Here is a 21,742-nt window from a genome sequence, read left to right on the forward strand (position 1 = left end):
TTCTATACTTAAAGTAGAAAAGACTAATAAAAACCGTTGGAAGTAAAAAAAATCGGACGTGATATTGAAATGATCTATTCTAATCCAGTCATAAGTGGTTTTCATCCTGATCCAAGTATTTGCAGGGTGGGTAAAGATTATTATTTGGTAACCAGTTCGTTTGAATATTTTCCAGGCATCCCAATTTTCCATAGTACGGATCTAGTAAATTGGGAACAGATTGGCCATGTATTAACACGGGAAAGTCAATTACCGCTTACACGCATTCATAATATGGGACCTTCACAAGGAATTTTTGCTCCAACGATCCGTTATAATCATGGACATTTTTATGTAATTACAACGAATATATCAACATCGAAGAATTTTTATGTTTTTGCAGAACATTCTGAGGGTCCATGGTCCGAGCCTATCTTTATTGAGGGTTGGGGCGGAATTGATCCATCCTTATTTTTTGGTGAAAATGGAAGGGTTTACATAACTGGAACATGCGATTTTCGTGTTGGTGAACCAATAGGTATTTATCAGGCTGAACTAGATATTGAAACAGGGAAACTCCTAACTGAGCGTCAGTTAATTTGGAAAGGAACAGGTGGCAGCTCTCCGGAAGGACCACATTTATATAAAATAAATGGCTTTTATTACTTACTAATTGCCGAGGGCGGTACAGAATATGGCCATATGGTCACCATCGCAAGAAGCAGAAGTCCTTACGGGCCATATGAGAGCAATCCGAAAAATCCCGTTCTTTCAAATCGAAGTACGGATAAACCAATCCAAGCGACAGGTCATGCTGATTTAGTCCAAGCAGTCGATGGCAGCTGGTGGTCTGTGTTTCTAGGAATCAGGCCTGTCGGTTATCTCAAACGTCATCATTTAGGGCGCGAAACCAACCTAGTTTCAGTCCATTGGAAAGAAGAAGGGTGGCCTATTATGGGAGAAGAAGGGCAGGCAGAATTAGAGAATGATGCAAAATTACTTCCACTAGCCCCATCTCAGCCGTGGCAGGAGATAGAAGATTTTAATACTTCCTCCCTTCCACTAGAATGGAACTTTTATCGTAATCCAGATCCAACCTCATGGTCGTTAATGGAGAGATCTGGCTGGCTAACCCTTCATGGTCAATCATGTACATTGAATGATACAGGCTCCCCTGCATTTGTAGGGAGAAGGCAGCAGCATCTTAATTGTGAGATTTCTACCCTCATGGAATTTATCCCTAATGTGGAGGGAGAAGAAGCAGGCCTGACTGTATTTATGAACGAAAATTTTCATTATGAAATAGCTAAGACTCTTAAAAGTGGAAAAACCCTTATTCAATTCCGCCGCAGAATGGGGAGCATGTGGAAGGTGGAAAGAGAAGTGGAGTATGATTCGCCAAGGGTAATCCTTGGAATAAAAGCTGATGATTTTAGTTTTACCTTTTCCTTTATATCCTCAAAGGGTGAAAAGATTACCTTAGGTAAAGGTGAAAGTTCCATGCTCTCAACTGAAGTGGCCGGCGGCTTTACGGGCCTATTTTTCGGAATGTATGCGACTGGAAATGGTAAAGAATCCACATCTTCAGCGCATTTCGACTATTTTAGCTATAGACCAGATAATGATTCAAAACATGATTTATTAGCTGCTTTAACAGGTAGTAATACAGAGAATTCTTCTTTATAAACATTTTTATAGTTTGTAAATGATTAGAAATTTATAAAATATCAAGGGACTTTAACAGTGGTATTATAGTGAGCTAAAAAACTTGAAAAATCTCAGTTCGCAAAAAAAGTATAAGAAATGGGGTAGTTACGTGATGGAAATCGGATTAAATTTATTTTCAGTATTCAGAGAGTTAAATGAGGATTATTTCGGTACCTTAGAAAAGGTAGCTGAAATAGGTTACAAAAATGTAGAATTGATCTCTGCCAATTTTGCTACGGGTGAACGGTTTACTGATACCTTTACACTTCCCGTAATAAAACAGAAGTTTGACGATTTGGGATTAAAAGCATTCGCAGCACATGAAGGTGTGGCTCCAGGAAAAGCCATCCTTGATGCCAATTGGGATAAGATCATTGAAGAAAATGCATTACTTGGATGTGAGTCCATTGTTTTCCCTATGGCCTTCATATCAGGTCGTGAGGACACTCTTAGAACAGCCGAAGATCTTAATCAATTAGGAAAAAAATGCAAGGAAGCGGGCTTAAGTTTTTATTATCATAATCATGCACATGAGTTTAAAAGAGTAGGAGAAACTTCCTTATTTGACCTTTTAGTTGAAAATACAGATTCAGAGAACGTAAAATTTGAACTTGATCTTGTTTGGGTGATGAGAGGTGGATATGATCCCATCTCATTGCTTGAAAAATTGGGCAGCCGCTGCGATATGATCCACCAAAAGGATTTAGGTAAACATGTCAATCCGGTTAATCTATTTAGCGCTTTCAGCCAAGAGGATAACCCAGATACGATGAAATTATATACGGAGCTTGTGAAGCCAAATGATTTCGTTAATCTTGGTACTGGAATTGTTCCTTTTCATGAAACCTATCAAAAGTTGAATGAATTGGGATCCATCCGTTATGCAATAGTGGAAAACGAAGGACAGCTTGGAAATAAGATTACCAGCATTGCGGACGATTTAAACGTGATGAAGAATTACGTAAAAGGTGCTATCAAAAAATAATTCTAGGGGAGTGTTATTATATGGCTAACAAGTTGAAAATAGGAATTATCGGCTGTGGTGGGATTGCTAATCAAAAACATATGCCTTCATTGGCAAAACTAAGTCATTTAGGAGAAATGACTGCATTTTGCGACGTGGTTGAAGAAAGAGCGGTTAAAGCTGCACAGCAATTCGGCAGCGAAAAGTCAAAGGTTTATACCGATTATAAAGAGCTATTACAGGATGACTCGATTTATGTGGTGCATGTCCTTACCCCAAATTTGCAACACTCCTTTATTACGATTGATGCTCTAGAAGCAGGAAAGCATGTTATGTGCGAGAAGCCAATGGCCATTAATTCGAAAGAAGCACAGGAAATGATAGACGCAGCTAACCGCACGGGTATGAAGCTGACAATAGGATACCAAAACCGTTTTCGTGATGATTCAGAGGTATTGTATAAGGCTTCAAGAGAAGGTGAATTTGGTGATATTTATTTCGCAAAGGCACATGCGATCCGAAGAAGAGCGGTTCCTACATGGGGTGTATTTCTAGATGTAGAACAGCAAGGGGGAGGACCTTTAATTGATATTGGTACACATGCACTTGATTTGACTCTTTGGTGTATGGACAATTATAAACCACAATCCGTAACAGGTTCTGTTTTCTATAAGCTTGCAGATAAGCATGAAGGTAATTTATTTGGTCCATGGGATCCGGAAACATTTAAAGTAGAAGATTCGGCTTTTGGCTTTATTAAGATGCAAAACGGAGCCACGATCATTCTTGAATGTGCATGGGCACTAAATACCACGGATGTTCGTGAGGCGATGACTTCGTTATGTGGTACTGAAGGCGGCGCAGAAATGAAAGCATTACCAAAATCACCTACAAGTGAGCTCGTTTTCAATAGCACGAAATTTGGAAAGCTGGTGGAAACCAAACCTGCGACCGGCGGGGGGATTGCCTATTTTGATGCTGGAGCGGAAGACCCTGGTGTAAAAGAGGCCAGACAGTGGCTTGAGTGTATTATTCATGATACAGAACCACTAGTTAAACCAGAACAAGCATTAGTTGTCACACAGATTTTAGAGGCAATCTATACCTCGGCCAAGACAGGAAAAACAATCGAATTTTAACCGAAAATAGAAATGGGGGATTATTGAATCCTCCTTTTCTCATTAAAGAATGCATATAAAAGCCATAACAATTAAAGGGGAGGGTTTTTGAATGAAAGACCATAAAACGATAATAGAAACAGAAGATCACATTAAATATATAGAAAATAATGATGGACCAACGTTAGGTTATTCCGAAACCTCCGGGGTAACCATCATTGAAAAAGATGGTTATTTTTTTAAAGATTTAAACAAAGATGGAAAAATTGATAAGTATGAAGATTGGAGACTGACACCAGAGGAAAGGGCAAAGGACCTTGCGTCGAAAATGACAATTGAGCAAATTGCTGGACTCATGTTATATAGCAGGCATCAAGCGATACCAGCAGTAAGTCAGGGATGGTTTGCTGGTACGTATGGTGGTAAGTCCTACGAAGAAAGCGATGCAAAGCCATGGGATTTAACCGATGAACAAATCGAGTTTCTGTCTAAAGATAATTTGAGACATGTTCTGGTCACTACCTTAGAAAATCCTGAAACTGCTGCACGCTGGAATAACAATATTCAGGCATTTGCAGAAGGAACAGGACTTGGTATTCCAGCAAACAATAGCTCTGATCCACGGCATGGTTCAGATTCAAGTACTGAATTTAATGCGGGAGCAGGCGGTAAAATTTCCATGTGGCCTGAGCCGCTGGGTCTCGCAGCCACATTTAAACCAGATATAGCAGAAAGATTTGGAGAAATTGCTTCAAAGGAGTATCGGGCACTAGGTATAACAACCGCCTTATCACCGCAAATTGATATCGCAACCGACCCCCGCTGGTTCCGTTTTAATGGGACCTTTGGGGAAGATTCACAGCTATCTGCCGATATGGCTCGTGGGTATGTGAACGGTTTTCAGGATTCAGCGGGGAGTAAAGAAATTGCAGAAGGCTGGGGTTATGACAGCGTCAATGCCATGGTAAAACATTGGCCCGGAGGCGGCTCAGGCGAGAGCGGAAGAGATGCTCACTATGGTTATGGGAAGTATGCCGTTTATCCAGGAGGTAATTTTGCAGAACATTTAATACCATTTACAAAAGGTGCCTTTAACTTAAAAGGTAAAACAAAAATGGCTTCTGCTGTAATGCCTTATTACACCATATCCGTTGATCAAGACCCGGTAAATGGAGAAAATGTCGGGAATTCTTATAACTCCTACTTAATAAATGAGTTGCTTCGAAAAAGATACGGTTATGATGGTGTGGTTTGTACAGATTGGGTTATCACGGCTGATGAACCGGAGAATATTGATACCTTTGTCGGAGGAAAGCCATGGGGCGTCGAAAATCTGACCGTCGCTGAACGTCATTATAAATTAATCATGGCCGGAGTCGATCAATTTGGAGGGAATAATGAAGCCGGGCCCATTTTGGAAGCTTACCAAATGGGTGTCTCCGAACATGGTGAGGCATCTATGCGCAAGCGTTTTGAAGAATCGGCCGTACGATTATTAAAAAATATTTTCCGTCTAGGTCTTTTTGAAAATCCATATTTGAAAGTAGACCAAACTGTTCAAGAAGTCGGAAAACCTGAGTATATGCAGGAAGGATATGATGTACAGCTTAAATCCATCGTGATGCTGAAAAACAAGAATAGCATTCTGCCATTAACTAAGGAAAAGGTTGTCTATATTCCTAAAAAGTATACACCTGCAGGTAGTGATTGGTTTGGTCATCCAACCCCTGAAAAATTCGAATATCCAGTTAGTGTCGAAGTGGCAAAGAAATATTTCAAGGTGACAGATAACCCAGATGAAGCCGATTTTGGTCTGGCTTTTATTAGTACACCAAAATCCGGAACAGGTTATAGCCACGAGGACTTGAAGGACGGCGGAAATGGATATGTACCAATCAGTCTTCAGTACAAACCTTATACAGCGACTTATGCCCGAGAACAAAGTCTTGCTGGAGATGAGCGTCCGAGTGACGTTTTAAACCGATCGTATAAAGGAAAAACAGTGACCCCAAGTAATACAACGGACCTCGATATGGTGTTAGATACAGTGGAAGCCATGAATGGGAAACCGGTTGTAGTGTCGCTGCTGTTATCCAACCCGACCATCGTAGAAGAATTTGAAGGGAAAGTAGATGTGATTATTACGAATTTTGGGGTCCAAGATCAAGCGATTTTTGACATTTTAACAGGCAGAGCAGAGCCGTCTGGCCTTTTGCCAATGCAAATGCCTGCGAACATGAAAACTGTCGAAGAACAACTCGAAGATGTTGCACACGACATGGAATGTCATCTGGACTCTGAAGGACATATTTACGATTTTGCTTACGGTCTAAATTGGGCTGGTAAGATTCAGGATGATAGAACAGAAAAATATCAAATTACTAAATAAATCGTATGCTTTTTGTAAAATCTTGTGAAAATGGTTTCAGTGTTATATGAGCATTTTATTGTGAAATTAATAATTTTTTATCTTGAGGAGGAAATAAAATGGCCAAAAAATTCGTTTGTTCAACCACTGAACCTATCGTTCATACAAAAGCGGGAAAACTTCGAGGGTTTATTTTAGACGGTACCTACACCTTTCATGGAATTAAGTATGCAGATGCAAAGAGATTCCAGATGCCCGCCCCGGTTGAGCCTTGGGAGGGAGTGAAGGATGCACTTTCCTATGGGTACGTATGTCCCATGCTTTCGCAGGAAGTTCCATTAGGTGAAATTATGGTTCCACACCGTTATTGGCCGAAGGATGAAAACTGTCAGTATCTGAATGTATGGACACAGACTATAAGTCCTGATGCAAAAAAGCCTGTAATGGTTTGGCTTCACGGAGGAGGTTTCGCAGCTGGTTCGTCTATTGAGCAGGTAGCTTATGATGGCGAAAACATGAGCAAATACGGCGATGTAGTTGTTGTTTCTATTAACCACCGTCTCAATATACTTGGTTACATGGATTTATCCCCTTTTGGAGAGAAATATGCCAATTCAGCCAATGTGGGAAGTGCTGATATGGTAGCAGCCCTAAGGTGGGTACATGACAATATTGCAAACTTCGGAGGGGATCCGGAGAATGTCACCCTCTTTGGCCAGTCCGGCGGAGGTATGAAGGTGTGGTCCTTAATGCAGACACCAAGTGCAGAAGGATTATTCCATAAAGGGATCATCCAGAGTGGACTGCTTGACGGCTTTTTGAACTCTCCAAAAACTGACGGGACACATATCGTAAATGCCTTGCTGAAGGAACTTGGTTTTGCCGAAGGTGAGGTAGGAAAACTGGAAACAGTACCTTATGACCTTATGGCTTCAGCTTACAATAAAGTTTGTCCAGAAATTGCGAGACAGGGACTCTATGTGGGCGGTAATCCTGTTCCAAATGACTTTTATCTTGGAGATCCACGGGTTGTAGGCTTTACTGAGCATGCCAGGACCATTCCGGTTTTAATTGGAACCGTCTTTGGCGAGTTTGCTTTTGGACCTGGTGTACCACATAAATACGACCTCTTTGATGATGAGATTAAACCAATGATTGTTGAGAAATATGGAGAGTCTTCCGAAGAATTGATCAATTTGTTTAAGGCTGCTTATCCAAACAAGAACCTTACTGATCTACTTGCACTGGATTCCATGTTCCGTTCTCCAACCAAGGATTTTATTGAGAAGAAAGCAATTCATGAAGAAGCACCTATTTTCTCTTTCATGTTTGCCTTTGAGTTCCCTTATGATGATGGAAAACCTGCGTGGCATTGCTCTGAGATTCCTTTTGTATTCCACAATACAGATAAAGTTCCAATTTGCAATGTACCAGACTTTTCAGACAAGCTTGAGGATCAGATTTTCCAAGCATGGATTCATTTTGCCAAAAGCGGTAATCCCAATCATCAGGGACTTCCTGAGTGGTCAGCGTGCAAGCCAAGAGATGAAGCTACCATGATTTTCGACGAAAACTGTGAAGTAAAACATAACTATGATAATAAACTAATAGACTTACATCTTAAGGCAGCGCCTAAATTTATGTTTGGAGAGGAAACTGTGCTCCATTAATATTAAGATAAAAGTTGATCAACTGGTCCGTCGATATTAATAAAAATTTACATGTAACTAAAAATAAATTATTTGAAGAAGCAACATAATTGAATGACTTTTAATGAGGTTTATTGATAATAAAAAGACTCTTTCCATTTTTGTGGAAAGAGTCTTTTTATATGTGCGCTTGCATGGGTATTATCTTGGTGGTGAAAGTCCACTACAGGATTGGCAGTTTGAAAAGTTTATAAAAGATAAGATTATTAAGGAGAAGCAAAAACAATATGATAAGTGGTTGAAACTGCAATAATCCATAAAGGGCAAGGGGGCAATCGATTGCTCCCTTGCCTTTTTATGATATTAAAAGTATTAGAGAGAGGGATCTTATCTTTTAAAAAAAATATATCTGAATTTTTAAAACTGGTATTGCAAGAATATATTCCCTGTAGTAACATAAGAATGTAAATCATATATATGATTTACAATCACATATGTGATTTAAGAGAGGAGGGGGGATGGATGTCTGTCAAATCAGCAGAACGGGTGTTAAGGGTATTTGAGCTGCTTTCACTGTATCCAGAGGGATTAACAATCAAGGAAATAAGTGAAGCTCTTTCCATTCCACAAAGCAGCACCTCTGGGTTAATTGAAACATTGCTAACAAACAGGTACTTGACTGCAGATGCCTTTAGAAAATATAACCTGGGTCCCAAACTGGTTCAACTTGGGAATATAGCAATGGATTCCTTGGATATTTCTTCACAAGGAACGCCTTATCTTAAACAGTTGATGGAAGAAGTGCAGGAGACCGTCTTTATGGCAATGCTTGAGGGTTCCGAATTGGTTTATCTAGTAAAACTAAGCAGTAATCGTTCGATACGTACCACTGCAGAACCTGGAAAAAGCAAGCCTTTGTACTGTACTGGATTAGGAAAGGCTTTTTTATCATTTCTTCCACCGAATAAGAAGGAAGAAATGATTAGTCAACTGAAACTTGAGCCCATCACCCAAAAGACAATCACTAATAAAGAGTCCTTATTGCAGCAGCTGGAATTGTTTGCTCAACAGGGTTATTCCATTGATGACGAAGAGAATGAGGAAGGCCTGTATTGCCTTGCTGCACCTGTATATGGGGTGAACCATACCATTCAGGCAGCAATCAGTGTGGCAGGTCCGAAAGAAAGAATGCTAAAACAAAGGGGAATTATCCTAGAGAAGCTGTTGGAAACTTCTATCAAAATATCAAATAGTCTGGGTTACGGATCCATCTGAATCCAATAGTAGAAAATATTTCTGCAATATAATTATGGTTTATATCTAAACGAATTACAGTAAGAAATTTTTTTTGAAAAATTAATTACTACTAAAAAAATTTTTTTAAATCTATTGTAATTCGTTTTTCTCTAGCATATAATGAAAACGCTAACAAGGTTCACAATCTTTAGTATATTAAAAATAAGGGGGAAGATTATGAAAAAGAGTTTGGTAGGTTTTAAGAAGGCTGCTGGGTTTCTTGCGTTAGCGGTAGGGATTAGTGCTTCACTGGCGGGCTGCAGCGGAGGTTCGGAGACATCCTCTGGTTCAAATTCATCCAATAAGTCTGAGAAAAAAGTACAGGAAATTCGAGTAGTCGCAGCCAACCACCCATGGACAGAATCTATTAAAAAGATGCTGCCAGAGTTTGAAAAAGAGACTGGTATAAAAGTGAAAGTAGATAGCTACTTTGAGGACCAGCTAACACAAAAAACAGCTGTAGAGTTTGCTTCAAACTCTAAGAACATCGATGTAGTCATGTTCCGTCCGCTTCAAGACGGAAAGATGTTCCATAAGAGCGGGTACTTTGCCGATATGACAGGTTATGTTTCAAAAGAAAAGGGATACACGGATGATTTCATTCCGTCCTCTTTAGGCAGTGTAAAGGATGGCGAAAAGCTATTTGGATTACCGCTTGTAACGGAAACGGAAGTTCTTTACTACCGTAAGGACCTTTTAGAAAAGGCCGGTTTAGAGGTTCCGAAAACACTTGAAGAACTTGAAAAGGCAGCTAAGCAATTAAATGATCCTTCTAAAGGTGTATCTGGGTTTGTTGCACGTGGTAAAAGGGCTGCTGCTGTGACTCAGTTCTCCAGCTTCCTATATGGATTTGGCGGCGACTTCATGAAGGATGGAAAATCGTCACTGACTTCTCCTGAAGCGATCGAAGCCTTTAATTATTATGGAAATCTGTTAAATAAATATGGACCAAAAGGTACTTTAAACATGAGCTGGCCAGAGGCAATGGCGGTGTTTACTCAAGGAAAAGCAGCGTTCTATACAGATGCTTCCTCTTTATTCACAAATGCAACGGATCCAGCTAAATCACAGGTTGCAGACAAGGTCGGATTTGCTCCATTCCCAGCTGGACCAAATGGTGCCAAGCCTTATAATGTTACTTCTTGGGCACTTGGTATTGGTGCGAACTCTGAAAAGAAGGATGCGGCATGGCAGTTTATTAAGTGGGTAGAAAGCAAAGAAATGGTTATGAAGCTTCAAACAGAAGGAAATCCTGGTGCACGTATCTCTGTCTGGGAATCTTCAGAAGGAACGGCGAAATTCCCGAAAGATTTAGCAGAGGCGATTGCTGCCAATGGCGGGGAGAAAGGTGTGCCTTATGATCGTCCAGTTGTTATCAATGTAGGAAATGCACGAGACACCATCGGTGATGTTATTCTAGCAGCCATTGAAGGAAAAGATGTAAAGACAGCTGCAGAAAAAGCAGATGGAGAATTCCAAAAAATTCTTGAAAGCGAAAAATAAGTCGATGTAACCTAATTCTTAACGGCTTTCGGTGAGCCATCTGGGTTTTATCTACCGGAGGGCTCTCTGAGGCCGTTTGTCTTAGGTCCAGCCACGACCTGGTAAGGAGGAACAGAAAAATGACAAACTGGATTGATCGTAACATCAAGTGGGTTTTTACTATGCCAGCTGTGATTTTTGTAGCGCTCATGATGGTTATGCCTGTGGGCTATACCTTTTGGCTGAGTTTTCATGATTGGAATATGTCAAACATTACTCCCCCTTTGTGGGTAGCGTTTCAAAATTATACAGAGCTTTTTCATGACGAACTTTTTATAAAATCTTTGAAACTAATGTTCTACTTTACTATTGCCTCCGTCGCAATTGAAACGGTACTCGGAGTGGGCCTTGCCATCTTGATGAACCAGAATATTGTTGGAAAAGGAATTGTAAAGACCTTATTCCTGCTGCCAATGGTGGCAACCCCTGTTGCAGTAGGGTTAATCTGGGTATTGATATATGAGCCAAACATTGGGATTGCGAATGTTTTTTTACATAAGTTAGGGTTGCCAGGACAAGAATGGCTAACATCCCAAAATCTTGTCATGCCTTCGTTAATCTTCATTGATGTTTGGGAATGGACACCAATGATCGCATTAATCGTGCTTGCGGGTCTAGTATCCCTGCCGAAGGACCCCTATGAAGCAGCGATGATTGATGGAGCGAATACATGGCAATCGTTTAGCAAAATTACGCTTCCTCTTCTAAAGCCAACACTTTACTCTGCTATCTTACTTAGAATGATTGATGCGTTAAAAACCTTTGATATTATTTATGCAACCACACAAGGTGGACCAGGTACGTCATCGCAAACCATTAACATTTACGGATATGTCTTAGGGTTCCAATACTTTAAAATTGGTCAGGCTTCGGCCCTGCTGATGGTCTTCTTTGTGATTGTTCTATCCATCAGTATCTTTACAATCCTATTACGGAAAAGAGCGGGGGTAAACCTATGAGCGGAAAAAAACCTAAGAAAATCAGTGTCGTCCTTACTCATGTGGGGGTTTACTTTGCCCTGTTCTTGTTCTTGCTACCTTTTCTTTGGATGATTCTTGCGTCATTCAAAACGCAAGTACAAATATTGAATACCTCTAAAATCTTTGATATCACCGCGAATTTCAGTAACTACATCAGTATTTTTAAAGAATATTCTTTTCTTCAGTTTATTTGGAACAGCTTTGTCGTTGGAATAGGGGCGACCCTTTTCGGACTAATCCTTGGGCTTCCGGCCGCTTACGCAATTGCCAAATATAAGCAGCAGGGCCTGGGACTATTAATCCTTGTTGCCAGAATTGTACCGGGGATATCCTTCCTGATTCCCTGGTTTATTATTTTCTCGAAATTGCAGTTAATCGACACGTATACCTCATTAATATTAAGCCATATGCTAGTCACAATGCCATTTATTATTTGGGTAATGATTCCGTTTTTTGAAGGGCTTCCCCATGAACTGGAAGAATCCGCACGGGTAGATGGCTGTTCGATTCCTACTGCGTTTATCCGAGTAATGCTTCCGATCTCTGGACCGGGGATTGTCACCTCCTCGATTCTGGCGTTTATTTTTTCCTGGAATAACTTTATGTTCTCTTTAATTCTTGCAGGTGATAACACAAAAACATTGCCGATTGCGATCTTTAACTTCATTTCGTACTCTGATATAAACTGGGGAGGCTTAATGGCGGCATCGGTTACCATCACAGCACCGGTGCTGATATTGGCACTATTTGCCCAGCGCTATATTATTGCAGGTTTAACCGGCGGAAGTGTAAAGGGCTAAGGCTGTCGGCAGATATTTAGATGAGCAAATAGGAGATGAGCAGAATGATAACCTTGCCATTAGAAAAAATAAGACAAACAAAACTGGTGGCCATCATCCGCAGTCATTCTCTTGAAGGGCTGGAAAAGACGGTGGAAAGTCTTTATCGGGGGGGCATTCGTGCAGTTGAAATCACGATGAATACCCCTGGAGCTCTTGCCGGGATTGAACGGATGAAGGAGAAGTATCCAGAATTGCTGATGGGGGCAGGGACAGTACTAGATTCAGAGACGGCAAGACTTGCCATTCTGTCTGGTGCAGACTTTATTCTCACCCCAACATCGAAAAAAGAAACAATTGAAACAGCAAACCGTTATAATGTACCGATTATCCCGGGAGTCATGACCCCTACGGAGGCACTGACCGCCCATGAATACGGGGCTCAAATGGTAAAAATATTCCCGATTAGATCGCTTGGACCTAAATATCTATCAGACTTAAAAGGCCCGTTACCTTTTATCGAAACCATGGCTGTCGGAGGGATTTCGCTCGAGAATGCACCGGATTATTTACAGGCAGGAGCAAGCGCCTTGGGAATTGGCAGTTCACTCGTAGATGAAAAGCTTATGATGTCAGGTGATTTTGCAGAGATTGAAAGACGGGCAGCATGTTTCGCAGCCATTGCTCAAACATTTGATTAAGCATATATGAATTTCAAAAGAAAAGTGGTGCTGGCAATGAAGGTAATCCTGATTGATTCTGGAACGACCAACTCCAGAATAAGGCTTTACGATAGAACAACCAGCCAAGTCCTTGATGCTGAGAAGATTCGTGTGGGGGTAAGAGATACAGCGATTTCAGGGGACCATGACCATCTGAAAGCTAAATTAAGTGAGGGAATAGCACGATTACTAATGAAAAATCATTTAGCGGCCTCTGACATTGGATATATTATTGCATCAGGGATGATTACCTCGAATCTTGGAGTATATGAAATTCCTCACATTCCAAGCCCTGCTGGTGTAAATGACTTTGCGAGGTGTTCTAAAGCAGTAATACTCAAAGAATTTTTTGATATCCCTTGTATCTTTATTCCGGGGATGAAAAATTCGGTTATATACGACAGTTCAGATGATCCGATTCCTCCTATTAATGCTTTTGATGTTATGCGCGGGGAGGAAGTAGAAACATTTGGGTTATTGAAGCAATTGAAGGTAAAAGGCAAGGGAATGATGATCCTTCCAGGTTCTCATACCAAGTTTGTATCCGTCGACGAGCACAAGCAGTTGTTATACTGCTTATCCACTTTAGGGGGGGAAACACTTCAATCTCTTCAGAAGGAAACGATTCTTTCCAGCTCACTGGATCAAAAGTTAGTGGAAGTTATTGACGAGAGTATGCTTGAGAAGGGGTTTGAAGCTGCAAAGAAATATGGATTAACAAGGACGTTCTATCATGTTCGCTTGTTTCACTTATTTGCGAATCTGGATGCGAACCAGCGGGCTAATTATTTTACAGGTGCTGTGATCTATACTGACCTTCAGGCTCTTTTTCAATCATTGGAAATGTCTGATGATATCCAATGGTGTATTGTAGGCGGTTCCAATCCATTACGCAAGGTATTTGCCCACTTATTAAGGTATAGCAATAAGGACTGGAAAGTTATGGAGGCGAATGACCAGCAGGTTGAGTATTCCGTCGTTTTCGGGGCAGAAGAGATTGTTTCAAGATGCCCTGATGTTACCAGTTTAATAGATTAATTAGGGGTGTTTTGGATGAAAATACGCAGTTATGAGCTTTTTCAAGTCCCTCCACGGTGGTTATTTTTAAAAATAGAAACGGATGATGGAATCGTGGGCTGGGGAGAACCGGTTATTGAAGGAAGGGCCTCAACCGTTAAGGCTTGTGTGGAAGAATTAATGGAATATCTAATTGGCAAAGATCCCCTACGGATTGAAGATCATTGGAGTATGTTATATCGTTCCGGATTTTACCGCGGCGGCCCAATCCTGATGAGTGCCATTTCTGGAATTGACCAAGCGCTTTGGGATATTAAAGGAAAATACTTTAATGCTCCTGTATACCAGCTTTTAGGAGGGGCCTGCCGGGATTCCATCAGAGTCTATTCGTGGATTGGGGGAGACCGTCCATCTGAAGTTGGTCAGGCGGCCAAGAAGGTAGTCGACGCCGGCTTTACGGCAGTAAAGATGAATGGAACAGAAGAGCTTCAGTATGTTGATTCGTATGAAAAAATTGACCAGGTATTGGAGCGGATAGCAGCGGTTCGTGAATCGGTCGGACCATATATTGGAATCGGCATTGATTTTCATGGACGTGTGCATAAACCGATGGCCAAAATTCTAGCAAAGGAATTGGAACAGTTCCGTCCTATGTTTATTGAGGAGCCTGTGCTGTCTGAAAATAATGAAGCATTAAAAGAGATTGCTCAACATACTTCCATCCCGATTGCCACAGGAGAACGGATGTTTTCACGCTGGGACTTTAAAACTATTCTAGCAGATGGCCATGTAGACATTATTCAGCCAGATTTGTCGCATGCAGGCGGGATTACCGAATGCAAGAAAATCTCTTCAATGGCAGAAGCTTATGATGTTGCTCTAGCACCGCACTGCCCATTAGGACCGATTGCTCTTTCGGCTTGTCTTCAAGTTGATGCAACCGCACATAATGCCTTTATACAGGAGCAAAGTTTGGGGATTCATTATAATCAAGGTAATGACCTGCTGGATTATATTAAGGATAAATCCGTTTTTGAGTATAAAGATGGATATGTTTCGATTCCGCAAGGGCCTGGGCTAGGGATTGAGATTGACGAGGATTTTGTGAGAAAGCAAGCTGTTGTTGGTCACAATTGGCGAAATCCTGTTTGGCGGCATAAGGATGGAAGTATTGCCGAGTGGTAAGCAATTTGGGTTATCTTTTTGCTGGAAAGAGTGTTTTTTTATCATTAAGTAGTAAAGGGCTGTCAATATGATAGCCTTTTTGTTTTGTGTAAAGTTCCTCGAGGGTAATCGATATAGGAATTTAGAATGAATTTGCCGACAATTAATTTAAAATTTTTTCATTATTCGAAAAATAAATCGTGTATAATAAGATTTAGCAGTTTGTAAGGGATTACATCAGGAGGGCTACCTATGTGGACGATGAAGCCTATTTTTAACTCGTTGCTATTTAAACTCTTTTTTAGTGTGTTATTTATTATTGGTCCGCTAATCGTTGTTCATATTGTAAATAACTATTATGCGGTGGAAGTGATAAGGAGTCAGGTAGCCCAGTCAAACAAAAATATGCTGAATATTTATATGGACCAAATTGATAAAGGATTAGATGGTGCGGGGAAATATATCTTTCAAATGACCCAGAACAATACCGACTTATATTATCTTCAATATAATAACTCCTTTGATTCCAATGATTATGAAGAAGCAAAAATTCGTTTATTTAATACGATTACCAATCAATCTTATTTATACACTTCCATTGATTCCATTTTTATCTACTCAAAGGCCCATAAGGATTTATTATTTACCCAAAATTCTTCAGAAGATTATTTTAAGCGCTATGATGCAAGAGATGAAATTTATCAGTTACTTGAAAAGAATCCTAATGAACTTCGAGAAGGGACTTGGAATATCTGGAAGGGGAAACAAAATTATTACCTGATACAATATTATAACGTTAATGGAGTATATGTTGGTGCCTGGGTAAATATGGACAAACTGATTACTCCGTTTAAATATATTGATTTTGGTGATACAGGAAGGGCATTGCTGGCAACTTCTAACTTTGAACCTATTACTAATAAAGCCTTTATTAAGAAGGAAAAGATCGATTTAACCATTAAACAGAAAAGGTATGTCATAACTGGGGAAAAAGATCGGTTTGTATTAATGAAAAAGAAATCATCACAAGCTAATTTCTATCTTGCAGCTTTAATTCCCGAGAAGGAAATTCTCGAGAAACTTCCATTTTTACAGAGGATTTCGTCGTTAATCACTTTATTAGCCGTATTGTTTCTACTATTTTTTATCTTTATTATGAGAAAAGTTTTTCTACAACCTATCAATCAAATTGTTTCCGCTATGAAGAAACTGCGAAAAGGAGATCTCGATATTCGTCTTCCTGCCAATCGGAATTCGACGGAATTTCGGATGATGAATGGTACCTTTAACCATATGGTTTCGGAAATTAAGGATTTAAAAATTAATGTATATGAAGAAAAGCTAAATTTACAAAAGGCGGAATTAAAACATTTACAGCTGCAGATCAACCCGCACTTTTTTCTTAATTCATTGAATATCATTTATAATCTGGCTACAGTAAAGGATTTTTCTATCATTCAGGAGATGGCAAAATGTCTGGCCAACTATTTCCGGTTTATGTGTCGGAGTAATTCGTATTTTGTTAAATTGGAGGATGAATTAAAACACACGGAAAATTATTTGAAAATCCAACAGCTTCGATTCCCTGATTCCTTTAAATATTATATTGAATCACCGCCAGAATTTTTAAATTGCAAAATACCTCCATTAGTCATTCAAACCATTGTCGAAAACTCCATAAAACATGCCTTTAATCTTGATGACTCTCTTAATATTTTTATAGAGGTAATGAGAGAATCAGATTCTAAGTTTTTAAAAATTAAAATGCAAGATACAGGAGAAGGGTTCCCAGAGGATGTTTTACAAAGTTTAAATGAAGAGCAGTCTTTAACCAATGAGGAAGGGGAGCGGATGGGGATTTGGAATGTGAAACAGAGACTAAGTTTGTTATACGGAGAAAAGGCAGCGATACGATTTTTCAATGAACAGGGTAAGGGTGCGACGGTCCTAATACAAATTCCTAATGATTTAATTTAAATTAAAAGGTGGTATGGTTTATGAGTCAATTTCATGTTCTTATCGTAGATGATGAAATTCATTCCATTCGAGGTGTACAAGCTGGGGTAAATTGGGAAAAGCATGATATCACCTCAGTTTATACGGCGAATAACTTAAGACAAGCTCAAGAGGTATTCTTAAATCACAAAGTTGATTTGTTATTATGTGATATTGAAATGCCTAAAGGTTCCGGGCTGGACTTGTTAAAGTGGGTACGTGAACACTACACCGAAACGGAAGCGATTTTTTTAACCTGCCATTCAGATTTTATCTATGCGAAAAAGGCCTTGCAATTGAAAAGTTTTAACTATTTACTTAAACCAGTGGACTATCAAGAACTTGAAGCTGTGATTCATGATGCATTAGAGAAGATCAAAAAAGACCGAGAAACAAGAATGGTAGAGGAATCGTATCATCGATTAAAGGAATCCCACCATTCTGTTATGCAAGAACGGTTCTGGTTAGACCTGATCCAACAAGCTTTCCCAACAACAAAAGAAATAATTAATAAACAAATGATGAGGTATCATTTATCTTATACAGAGTCAGATACTTTTCTGCCTATTTTATTCCATGTTCAAGAATGGAAAGAGAAACTGTCGGTCTATGAAGAAAAAGTGAGCCAATATGCTCTAAATAAAGCTCTTACTGAAATTATCGGAGAATATAAAATGGATGGACATGTCCTTAATTTAGAAGTTGGTTATGTCTTAATGATTATTGCTTTGGAAACACCTATTAATTTAAAAGAGTTTCATGATAATTGTAACGAGTTTATTTTAGAATTTGCTCAGTTTTTTTTATGTGATCTTTGCGGCTATATTGGTAATCCAGTACCTATTGAGGATTTAGTCGGAATGGTCCAAAATTTGCAGGAATTTGATCGAAATAATGTAACCGAAAGTAATAAAACAATGATTTGTACCCGAAATAAAGAATGTTTAGGTTCTTCCCCATTACTGCCTACCACTGATTGGACAAATTTAATGAAAAGTGGTCCCAAAGATAAGTTTTTAAATGCTATTCATCTGTATTTTACCAATTGGAAAAAGTCAAATGAAAATCTAACTGCACAATCGTTGCATTTGTTTTATCAAGATTTTTTGCAATTAATTTTTTATGTTCTTCAGGTAAAAGGAATTCAAGCCAATCAAGTTTACTCACAAAACCTCCTGACTGAAAAGCCGAAACGAGTTTTGAAATCTTTAAACTCGCTCCGTGATTGGGTCATATATATAGCAGATGTAGCCATGGATCAACTACATTTGCCTCAAGAAAAAGGATCGGTCGTGGATATAGCCATCAAGTATATTCATGAAAATCTTGGTGAACAGCGGTTATCGCGTGAAGATATTGCCAATTTCGTTTATTTAAATCCAGACTATCTCACAAGACTTTTTAAAAAACAAACGGGATTTTCTATATCAGACTACCTTCAGCAGCAACGGATTGAATACGCTAAAAAACTATTAATAGAAACAAATTCACCTGTAAGTGAAGTGGCATTATCATCTGGGTATTCAAATTTTTCCTATTTTTCAACAATTTTTAAGAAAATGACAAAATTAAATCCAATGGAGTACCGAAAAAAGTCGATATTTTCGGAAAAGTCGTAATAACAAAAATAAAAAGTCGTATTTTTAGTAAGTGTTTTTTCTCCCATCCTCTATACTAAAAATTAGATCGGTGGTAACGCTTTCAAATAAACGTATCATGGATTCGACAAGATTATAAGGGGGAGAGAAAAGGATGAAGCACTTTAGGGCAATAACAAGGTTTTTACTGTTCGTCATGTCAGCTGTATTAGTTTTAGCCGGCTGCAGTTCAAAGGAAAGCAGTACAAGTAATAATGATGGTACGAACTCAAAGGGTCAGCCTTATCAGATTAACATGGCGTATATTACCTTTACAAAGATAGATGATCTTCCATTAGTGCAGGATGAAATTAATAAGATAGTTAAAAAGAAAATCAATGCAACCGTTAAACTAGTACCAATTAACGGAGCAAACTATCAGCAGCAATCGAATCTAATGCTGACAGGGAATGAAAAATTAGATTTGTTGGTTACCTCATCCTTTTTTGGCTACAGCACACAGGCGGCAAAAGGGCAGCTTCTTGCATTAGATGATTTGGTTCAATCAAAGGGCAAAGATATCTTAAGTACAGTGCCTAAACGGATTTTAGAAGGTAATAAAGTAAATGGTAAAATATATGGAATTCCAAGTATCCGGGACTGGGGTTCTTATTATGGATTTGTCATGAGGAAGGATATTGTCGATAAATATAATATCGATCTTTCACAGGTTAAAACATTTGCAGATTTGGAAAATGTATTTAAAGTGGTCAAAGAAAAGGAACCAACTTTAACTCCAATTGTCAACACTGGAATAACAACGACGGCAACAGTGCTTGCAGGTGGGAAATTTGATGTTTTAGGGGACAGCCTTGGGGTGGTATCCTTTAAAGACAAGAAAGTTGTCAATATGTTTGAAGAACCTGAATATGTGGATGCAGTTAATTTGACTAGAAAGTGGTTCAAGGCCGGCTATATCTTAAAGGATGCAGCGACATCACAAGACGCAGCTGCCAATATAGTTAAGGCTAATAAAGGGTTTGGCTACTTTTCCCATATGAAACCTGGTTTTGATGTTCAAGAAAAAGGAATTACAGGATATGACATGGTATCTGTGAAATTATCTGATGTGTATTCATACACGGATGCAGCAACAGGCTTTAACCTATCCATTGCCAGAAACAGCCAAAATCCAGAAAAAGCAATGGAATTTATTAATTTACTTTATTCTGATAAAGATATTATGAATTTACTTGATAACGGTATCGAAGGGAAGCATTATCAAGTTAAATCTGACGGAACGATTAAATTACCTGATAATGTAAAAGAATCCAAATATGTTTTTGGACAATGGCAAATCGGGAATAACTTTCTAACCTACCCATGGGAAGGAAATCCAGCAAACTACTGGGAAGTCATGAAGAAACATAATGATTCAGCTATTTTCTCTCCTGCCTTTGGTTTTACATTTGACCCAGATCCAGTGAAAACCGAAATGGCCGCTTCCACAAACGTAATTAATCAGTATAAAGTAGGTATTGAATCTGGTACTTTGGATCCAGGAAAGAGCCTGCCGGAGTTTAATAAAAAGCTAAAAGCAGCAGGACTCGATAAAATTATGGCCGAAAAGGAAAAACAGTTTGAAGCCTGGAAGAAAAAGCAATAAGGAACAGAAAAAGAGAGCTAGTGTGAAACTAGTTCTCTTTTTCATAGAATTGGAATCATGGGGACGGTTCTTCCGCTTCCACCCAATATATTGAATATATATTCTGAAAAGTCGGATAAACAAAAATAAGAAGTCGTATTTTGGATAGTTTCAATATTACTAGTTTTATAAAATAAAGATATAAGTTGGAAACGTAAATTGTAAGCGGAAACAAAACAAGATGACAAGGGGGAAAAGGGATGTCAGAAGTGACAGTAAAAAAGGTTGAAGCAGGAATCCAAGCAGTTCCTGCAAATAAAGTGAACACCAAGCTTATTAAATTTAAAAGGGCACTGCCATTATTGATTATGATGCTTCCAGGGTTAGTCTACTTATTGATTAATAACTATTTGCCCATGTTCGGTCTGATTATTGCTTTTAAGGATATTAACTATGCGAAAGGAATCCTCGGCAGTGATTGGATTGGCTTTAAAAACTTTGAGTACCTGTTTAGTACAAGAGATGCGTTTGTCATTACTCGGAATACCATTCTTTATAATGGCGGCTTTATTATCTTAAATACCATTATTGCTATTGCTGTAGCGATTATGCTGAATGAAATTAAAAATAAACTTGCAAAAGGCTTTTATCAAAGTGTCATTCTTTTACCGTTCTTAATCTCCATGGTAATCGTCAGCTATTTGGGATTTGCCTTCCTTAGCGAAGATGTGGGTTATTTGAATAAAACCATTTTACCAATGCTGGGGTTAGATGGGATCTCATGGTATAACGAAGCCAAATACTGGCCTTACATTTTAACTTTTATCAATTTGTGGAAAGGTGTAGGTTTCTTGTGTGTTATTTATTTAGCCGCTATTATCGGCATCGACCAAGAATACTATGAAGCAGCCACACTAGATGGAGCGAATAAATGGCATCAAATCATTCACATTACGATTCCTTCGATTATGCCAGTAATTATTATGATGACTTTATTGGGCATCGGACGAATTTTCTACTCTGATTTCGGATTATTCTATCAAGTACCAATGAATTCAGGGGCTCTCTATGATACTACCAATGTTATTGATACCTATGTTTACCGTGGTTTAATGCAGCTTGGAGATATCGGTATGTCGGCGGCTGCTGGTTTGTATCAGTCCATCGTCGGATTCGTTCTCGTCTTATTATCAAATTATCTTGTACGTAGAAAAAGTAAAGACAATGCTTTATTTTAAAA

17 protein-coding genes are annotated in these 21,742 nt (G+C 39.0%); all 17 read left to right on the forward strand.

Features of this window, described 5'->3' with window-relative positions:
• Positions 1–69 precede the first annotated feature (69 nt).
• Positions 70–1,665 carry a glycoside hydrolase family 43 protein gene (locus J7E81_RS02145; protein WP_215041185.1) on the forward strand — a complete coding sequence of 532 codons (1,596 nt, stop codon included), beginning with the start codon at positions 70–72 and terminating at the stop codon, positions 1,663–1,665.
• A 133-nt stretch (positions 1,666–1,798) separates the two neighbouring features.
• On the forward strand, positions 1,799–2,671 hold the full coding sequence (locus J7E81_RS02150; RefSeq protein ID WP_215040490.1) for a sugar phosphate isomerase/epimerase family protein: 873 nt from the start codon (positions 1,799–1,801) through the stop codon (positions 2,669–2,671).
• Between the two features lie 20 nt (positions 2,672–2,691).
• The gene (locus J7E81_RS02155; RefSeq protein ID WP_215040491.1) at positions 2,692–3,789 is read left to right on the forward strand and encodes a Gfo/Idh/MocA family protein; all 1,098 of its coding nucleotides are present in this window, start codon (positions 2,692–2,694) and stop codon (positions 3,787–3,789) included.
• Positions 3,790–3,880: 91 nt separating this feature from the next.
• Positions 3,881–6,157, forward strand: coding sequence for a glycoside hydrolase family 3 protein (locus J7E81_RS02160; protein WP_215040492.1), 2,277 nt, complete (start codon positions 3,881–3,883; stop codon positions 6,155–6,157).
• A 98-nt stretch (positions 6,158–6,255) separates the two neighbouring features.
• Entirely contained in the window at positions 6,256–7,806 is a 1,551-nt protein-coding gene (locus tag J7E81_RS02165) for a carboxylesterase/lipase family protein (protein ID WP_215040493.1), read from the forward strand.
• 103 nt (positions 7,807–7,909) lie between these two features.
• The gene (locus J7E81_RS02170) at positions 7,910–8,098 is read left to right on the forward strand and encodes a hypothetical protein (protein ID WP_215040494.1); all 189 of its coding nucleotides are present in this window, start codon (positions 7,910–7,912) and stop codon (positions 8,096–8,098) included.
• 209 nt (positions 8,099–8,307) lie between these two features.
• Positions 8,308–9,060 carry an IclR family transcriptional regulator gene (locus tag J7E81_RS02175; protein ID WP_215040495.1) on the forward strand — a complete coding sequence of 251 codons (753 nt, stop codon included), beginning with the start codon at positions 8,308–8,310 and terminating at the stop codon, positions 9,058–9,060.
• Between the two features lie 198 nt (positions 9,061–9,258).
• On the forward strand, positions 9,259–10,584 hold the full coding sequence (locus J7E81_RS02180) for an ABC transporter substrate-binding protein (RefSeq protein WP_215040497.1): 1,326 nt from the start codon (positions 9,259–9,261) through the stop codon (positions 10,582–10,584).
• Between the two features lie 119 nt (positions 10,585–10,703).
• A complete protein-coding gene (locus tag J7E81_RS02185) occupies positions 10,704–11,582 on the forward strand; it encodes a carbohydrate ABC transporter permease (protein WP_215040502.1) in 879 nt (292 codons plus the stop codon).
• The gene (locus J7E81_RS02190; RefSeq protein WP_215040503.1) at positions 11,579–12,403 is read left to right on the forward strand and encodes a carbohydrate ABC transporter permease; all 825 of its coding nucleotides are present in this window, start codon (positions 11,579–11,581) and stop codon (positions 12,401–12,403) included. The genes J7E81_RS02185 and J7E81_RS02190 overlap by 4 nt, the downstream gene beginning before the upstream one ends.
• Positions 12,404–12,447: 44 nt before the next feature.
• Positions 12,448–13,083 carry a bifunctional 4-hydroxy-2-oxoglutarate aldolase/2-dehydro-3-deoxy-phosphogluconate aldolase gene (locus J7E81_RS02195; RefSeq protein WP_215040506.1) on the forward strand — a complete coding sequence of 212 codons (636 nt, stop codon included), beginning with the start codon at positions 12,448–12,450 and terminating at the stop codon, positions 13,081–13,083.
• Between the two features lie 36 nt (positions 13,084–13,119).
• On the forward strand, positions 13,120–14,142 hold the full coding sequence (locus tag J7E81_RS02200; protein WP_215040507.1) for a 2-dehydro-3-deoxygalactonokinase: 1,023 nt from the start codon (positions 13,120–13,122) through the stop codon (positions 14,140–14,142).
• Positions 14,143–14,157: 15 nt separating this feature from the next.
• A complete protein-coding gene (gene dgoD, locus J7E81_RS02205) occupies positions 14,158–15,306 on the forward strand; it encodes a galactonate dehydratase (protein WP_215040508.1) in 1,149 nt (382 codons plus the stop codon).
• Between the two features lie 231 nt (positions 15,307–15,537).
• Entirely contained in the window at positions 15,538–17,262 is a 1,725-nt protein-coding gene (locus tag J7E81_RS02210; protein ID WP_215040509.1) for a sensor histidine kinase, read from the forward strand.
• A 20-nt stretch (positions 17,263–17,282) separates the two neighbouring features.
• A complete protein-coding gene (locus tag J7E81_RS02215) occupies positions 17,283–18,899 on the forward strand; it encodes a response regulator transcription factor (protein ID WP_215040510.1) in 1,617 nt (538 codons plus the stop codon).
• Positions 18,900–19,032: 133 nt separating this feature from the next.
• Positions 19,033–20,523: an ABC transporter substrate-binding protein gene (locus J7E81_RS02220; protein WP_215040511.1), complete on the forward strand. Its 1,491-nt coding sequence runs from the start codon at positions 19,033–19,035 to the stop codon at positions 20,521–20,523.
• 347 nt (positions 20,524–20,870) lie between these two features.
• Complete coding sequence (locus J7E81_RS02225) at positions 20,871–21,740, forward strand: ABC transporter permease (protein ID WP_215041186.1); 870 nt, start codon at positions 20,871–20,873, stop codon at positions 21,738–21,740.
• Positions 21,741–21,742: the final 2 nt, after the last annotated feature.

Origin of the sequence: Bacillus sp. ISL-18, from assembly GCF_018613415.1 — a bacterium.
GTDB lineage: Bacteria > Bacillota > Bacilli > Bacillales > Cytobacillaceae > Neobacillus.

What these genes read in the sequence shown, in the direction of transcription:
- J7E81_RS02145 (WP_215041185.1), top strand. Translation starts at nt 70, where the DNA reads ATGATCTATTCTAATCCAGTCATAAGTGGTTTTCATCCTGATCCAAGT.
- J7E81_RS02150 (WP_215040490.1), top strand. Translation starts at nt 1,799, where the DNA reads ATGGAAATCGGATTAAATTTATTTTCAGTATTCAGAGAGTTAAATGAG.
- J7E81_RS02155 (WP_215040491.1), top strand. Translation starts at nt 2,692, where the DNA reads ATGGCTAACAAGTTGAAAATAGGAATTATCGGCTGTGGTGGGATTGCT.
- J7E81_RS02160 (WP_215040492.1), top strand. Translation starts at nt 3,881, where the DNA reads ATGAAAGACCATAAAACGATAATAGAAACAGAAGATCACATTAAATAT.
- J7E81_RS02165 (WP_215040493.1), top strand. Translation starts at nt 6,256, where the DNA reads ATGGCCAAAAAATTCGTTTGTTCAACCACTGAACCTATCGTTCATACA.
- J7E81_RS02170 (WP_215040494.1), top strand. Translation starts at nt 7,910, where the DNA reads ATGAGGTTTATTGATAATAAAAAGACTCTTTCCATTTTTGTGGAAAGA.
- J7E81_RS02175 (WP_215040495.1), top strand. Translation starts at nt 8,308, where the DNA reads ATGTCTGTCAAATCAGCAGAACGGGTGTTAAGGGTATTTGAGCTGCTT.
- J7E81_RS02180 (WP_215040497.1), top strand. Translation starts at nt 9,259, where the DNA reads ATGAAAAAGAGTTTGGTAGGTTTTAAGAAGGCTGCTGGGTTTCTTGCG.
- J7E81_RS02185 (WP_215040502.1), top strand. Translation starts at nt 10,704, where the DNA reads ATGACAAACTGGATTGATCGTAACATCAAGTGGGTTTTTACTATGCCA.
- J7E81_RS02190 (WP_215040503.1), top strand. Translation starts at nt 11,579, where the DNA reads ATGAGCGGAAAAAAACCTAAGAAAATCAGTGTCGTCCTTACTCATGTG.
- J7E81_RS02195 (WP_215040506.1), top strand. Translation starts at nt 12,448, where the DNA reads ATGATAACCTTGCCATTAGAAAAAATAAGACAAACAAAACTGGTGGCC.
- J7E81_RS02200 (WP_215040507.1), top strand. Translation starts at nt 13,120, where the DNA reads ATGAAGGTAATCCTGATTGATTCTGGAACGACCAACTCCAGAATAAGG.
- dgoD (WP_215040508.1), top strand. Translation starts at nt 14,158, where the DNA reads ATGAAAATACGCAGTTATGAGCTTTTTCAAGTCCCTCCACGGTGGTTA.
- J7E81_RS02210 (WP_215040509.1), top strand. Translation starts at nt 15,538, where the DNA reads ATGTGGACGATGAAGCCTATTTTTAACTCGTTGCTATTTAAACTCTTT.
- J7E81_RS02215 (WP_215040510.1), top strand. Translation starts at nt 17,283, where the DNA reads ATGAGTCAATTTCATGTTCTTATCGTAGATGATGAAATTCATTCCATT.
- J7E81_RS02220 (WP_215040511.1), top strand. Translation starts at nt 19,033, where the DNA reads ATGAAGCACTTTAGGGCAATAACAAGGTTTTTACTGTTCGTCATGTCA.
- J7E81_RS02225 (WP_215041186.1), top strand. Translation starts at nt 20,871, where the DNA reads ATGATGCTTCCAGGGTTAGTCTACTTATTGATTAATAACTATTTGCCC.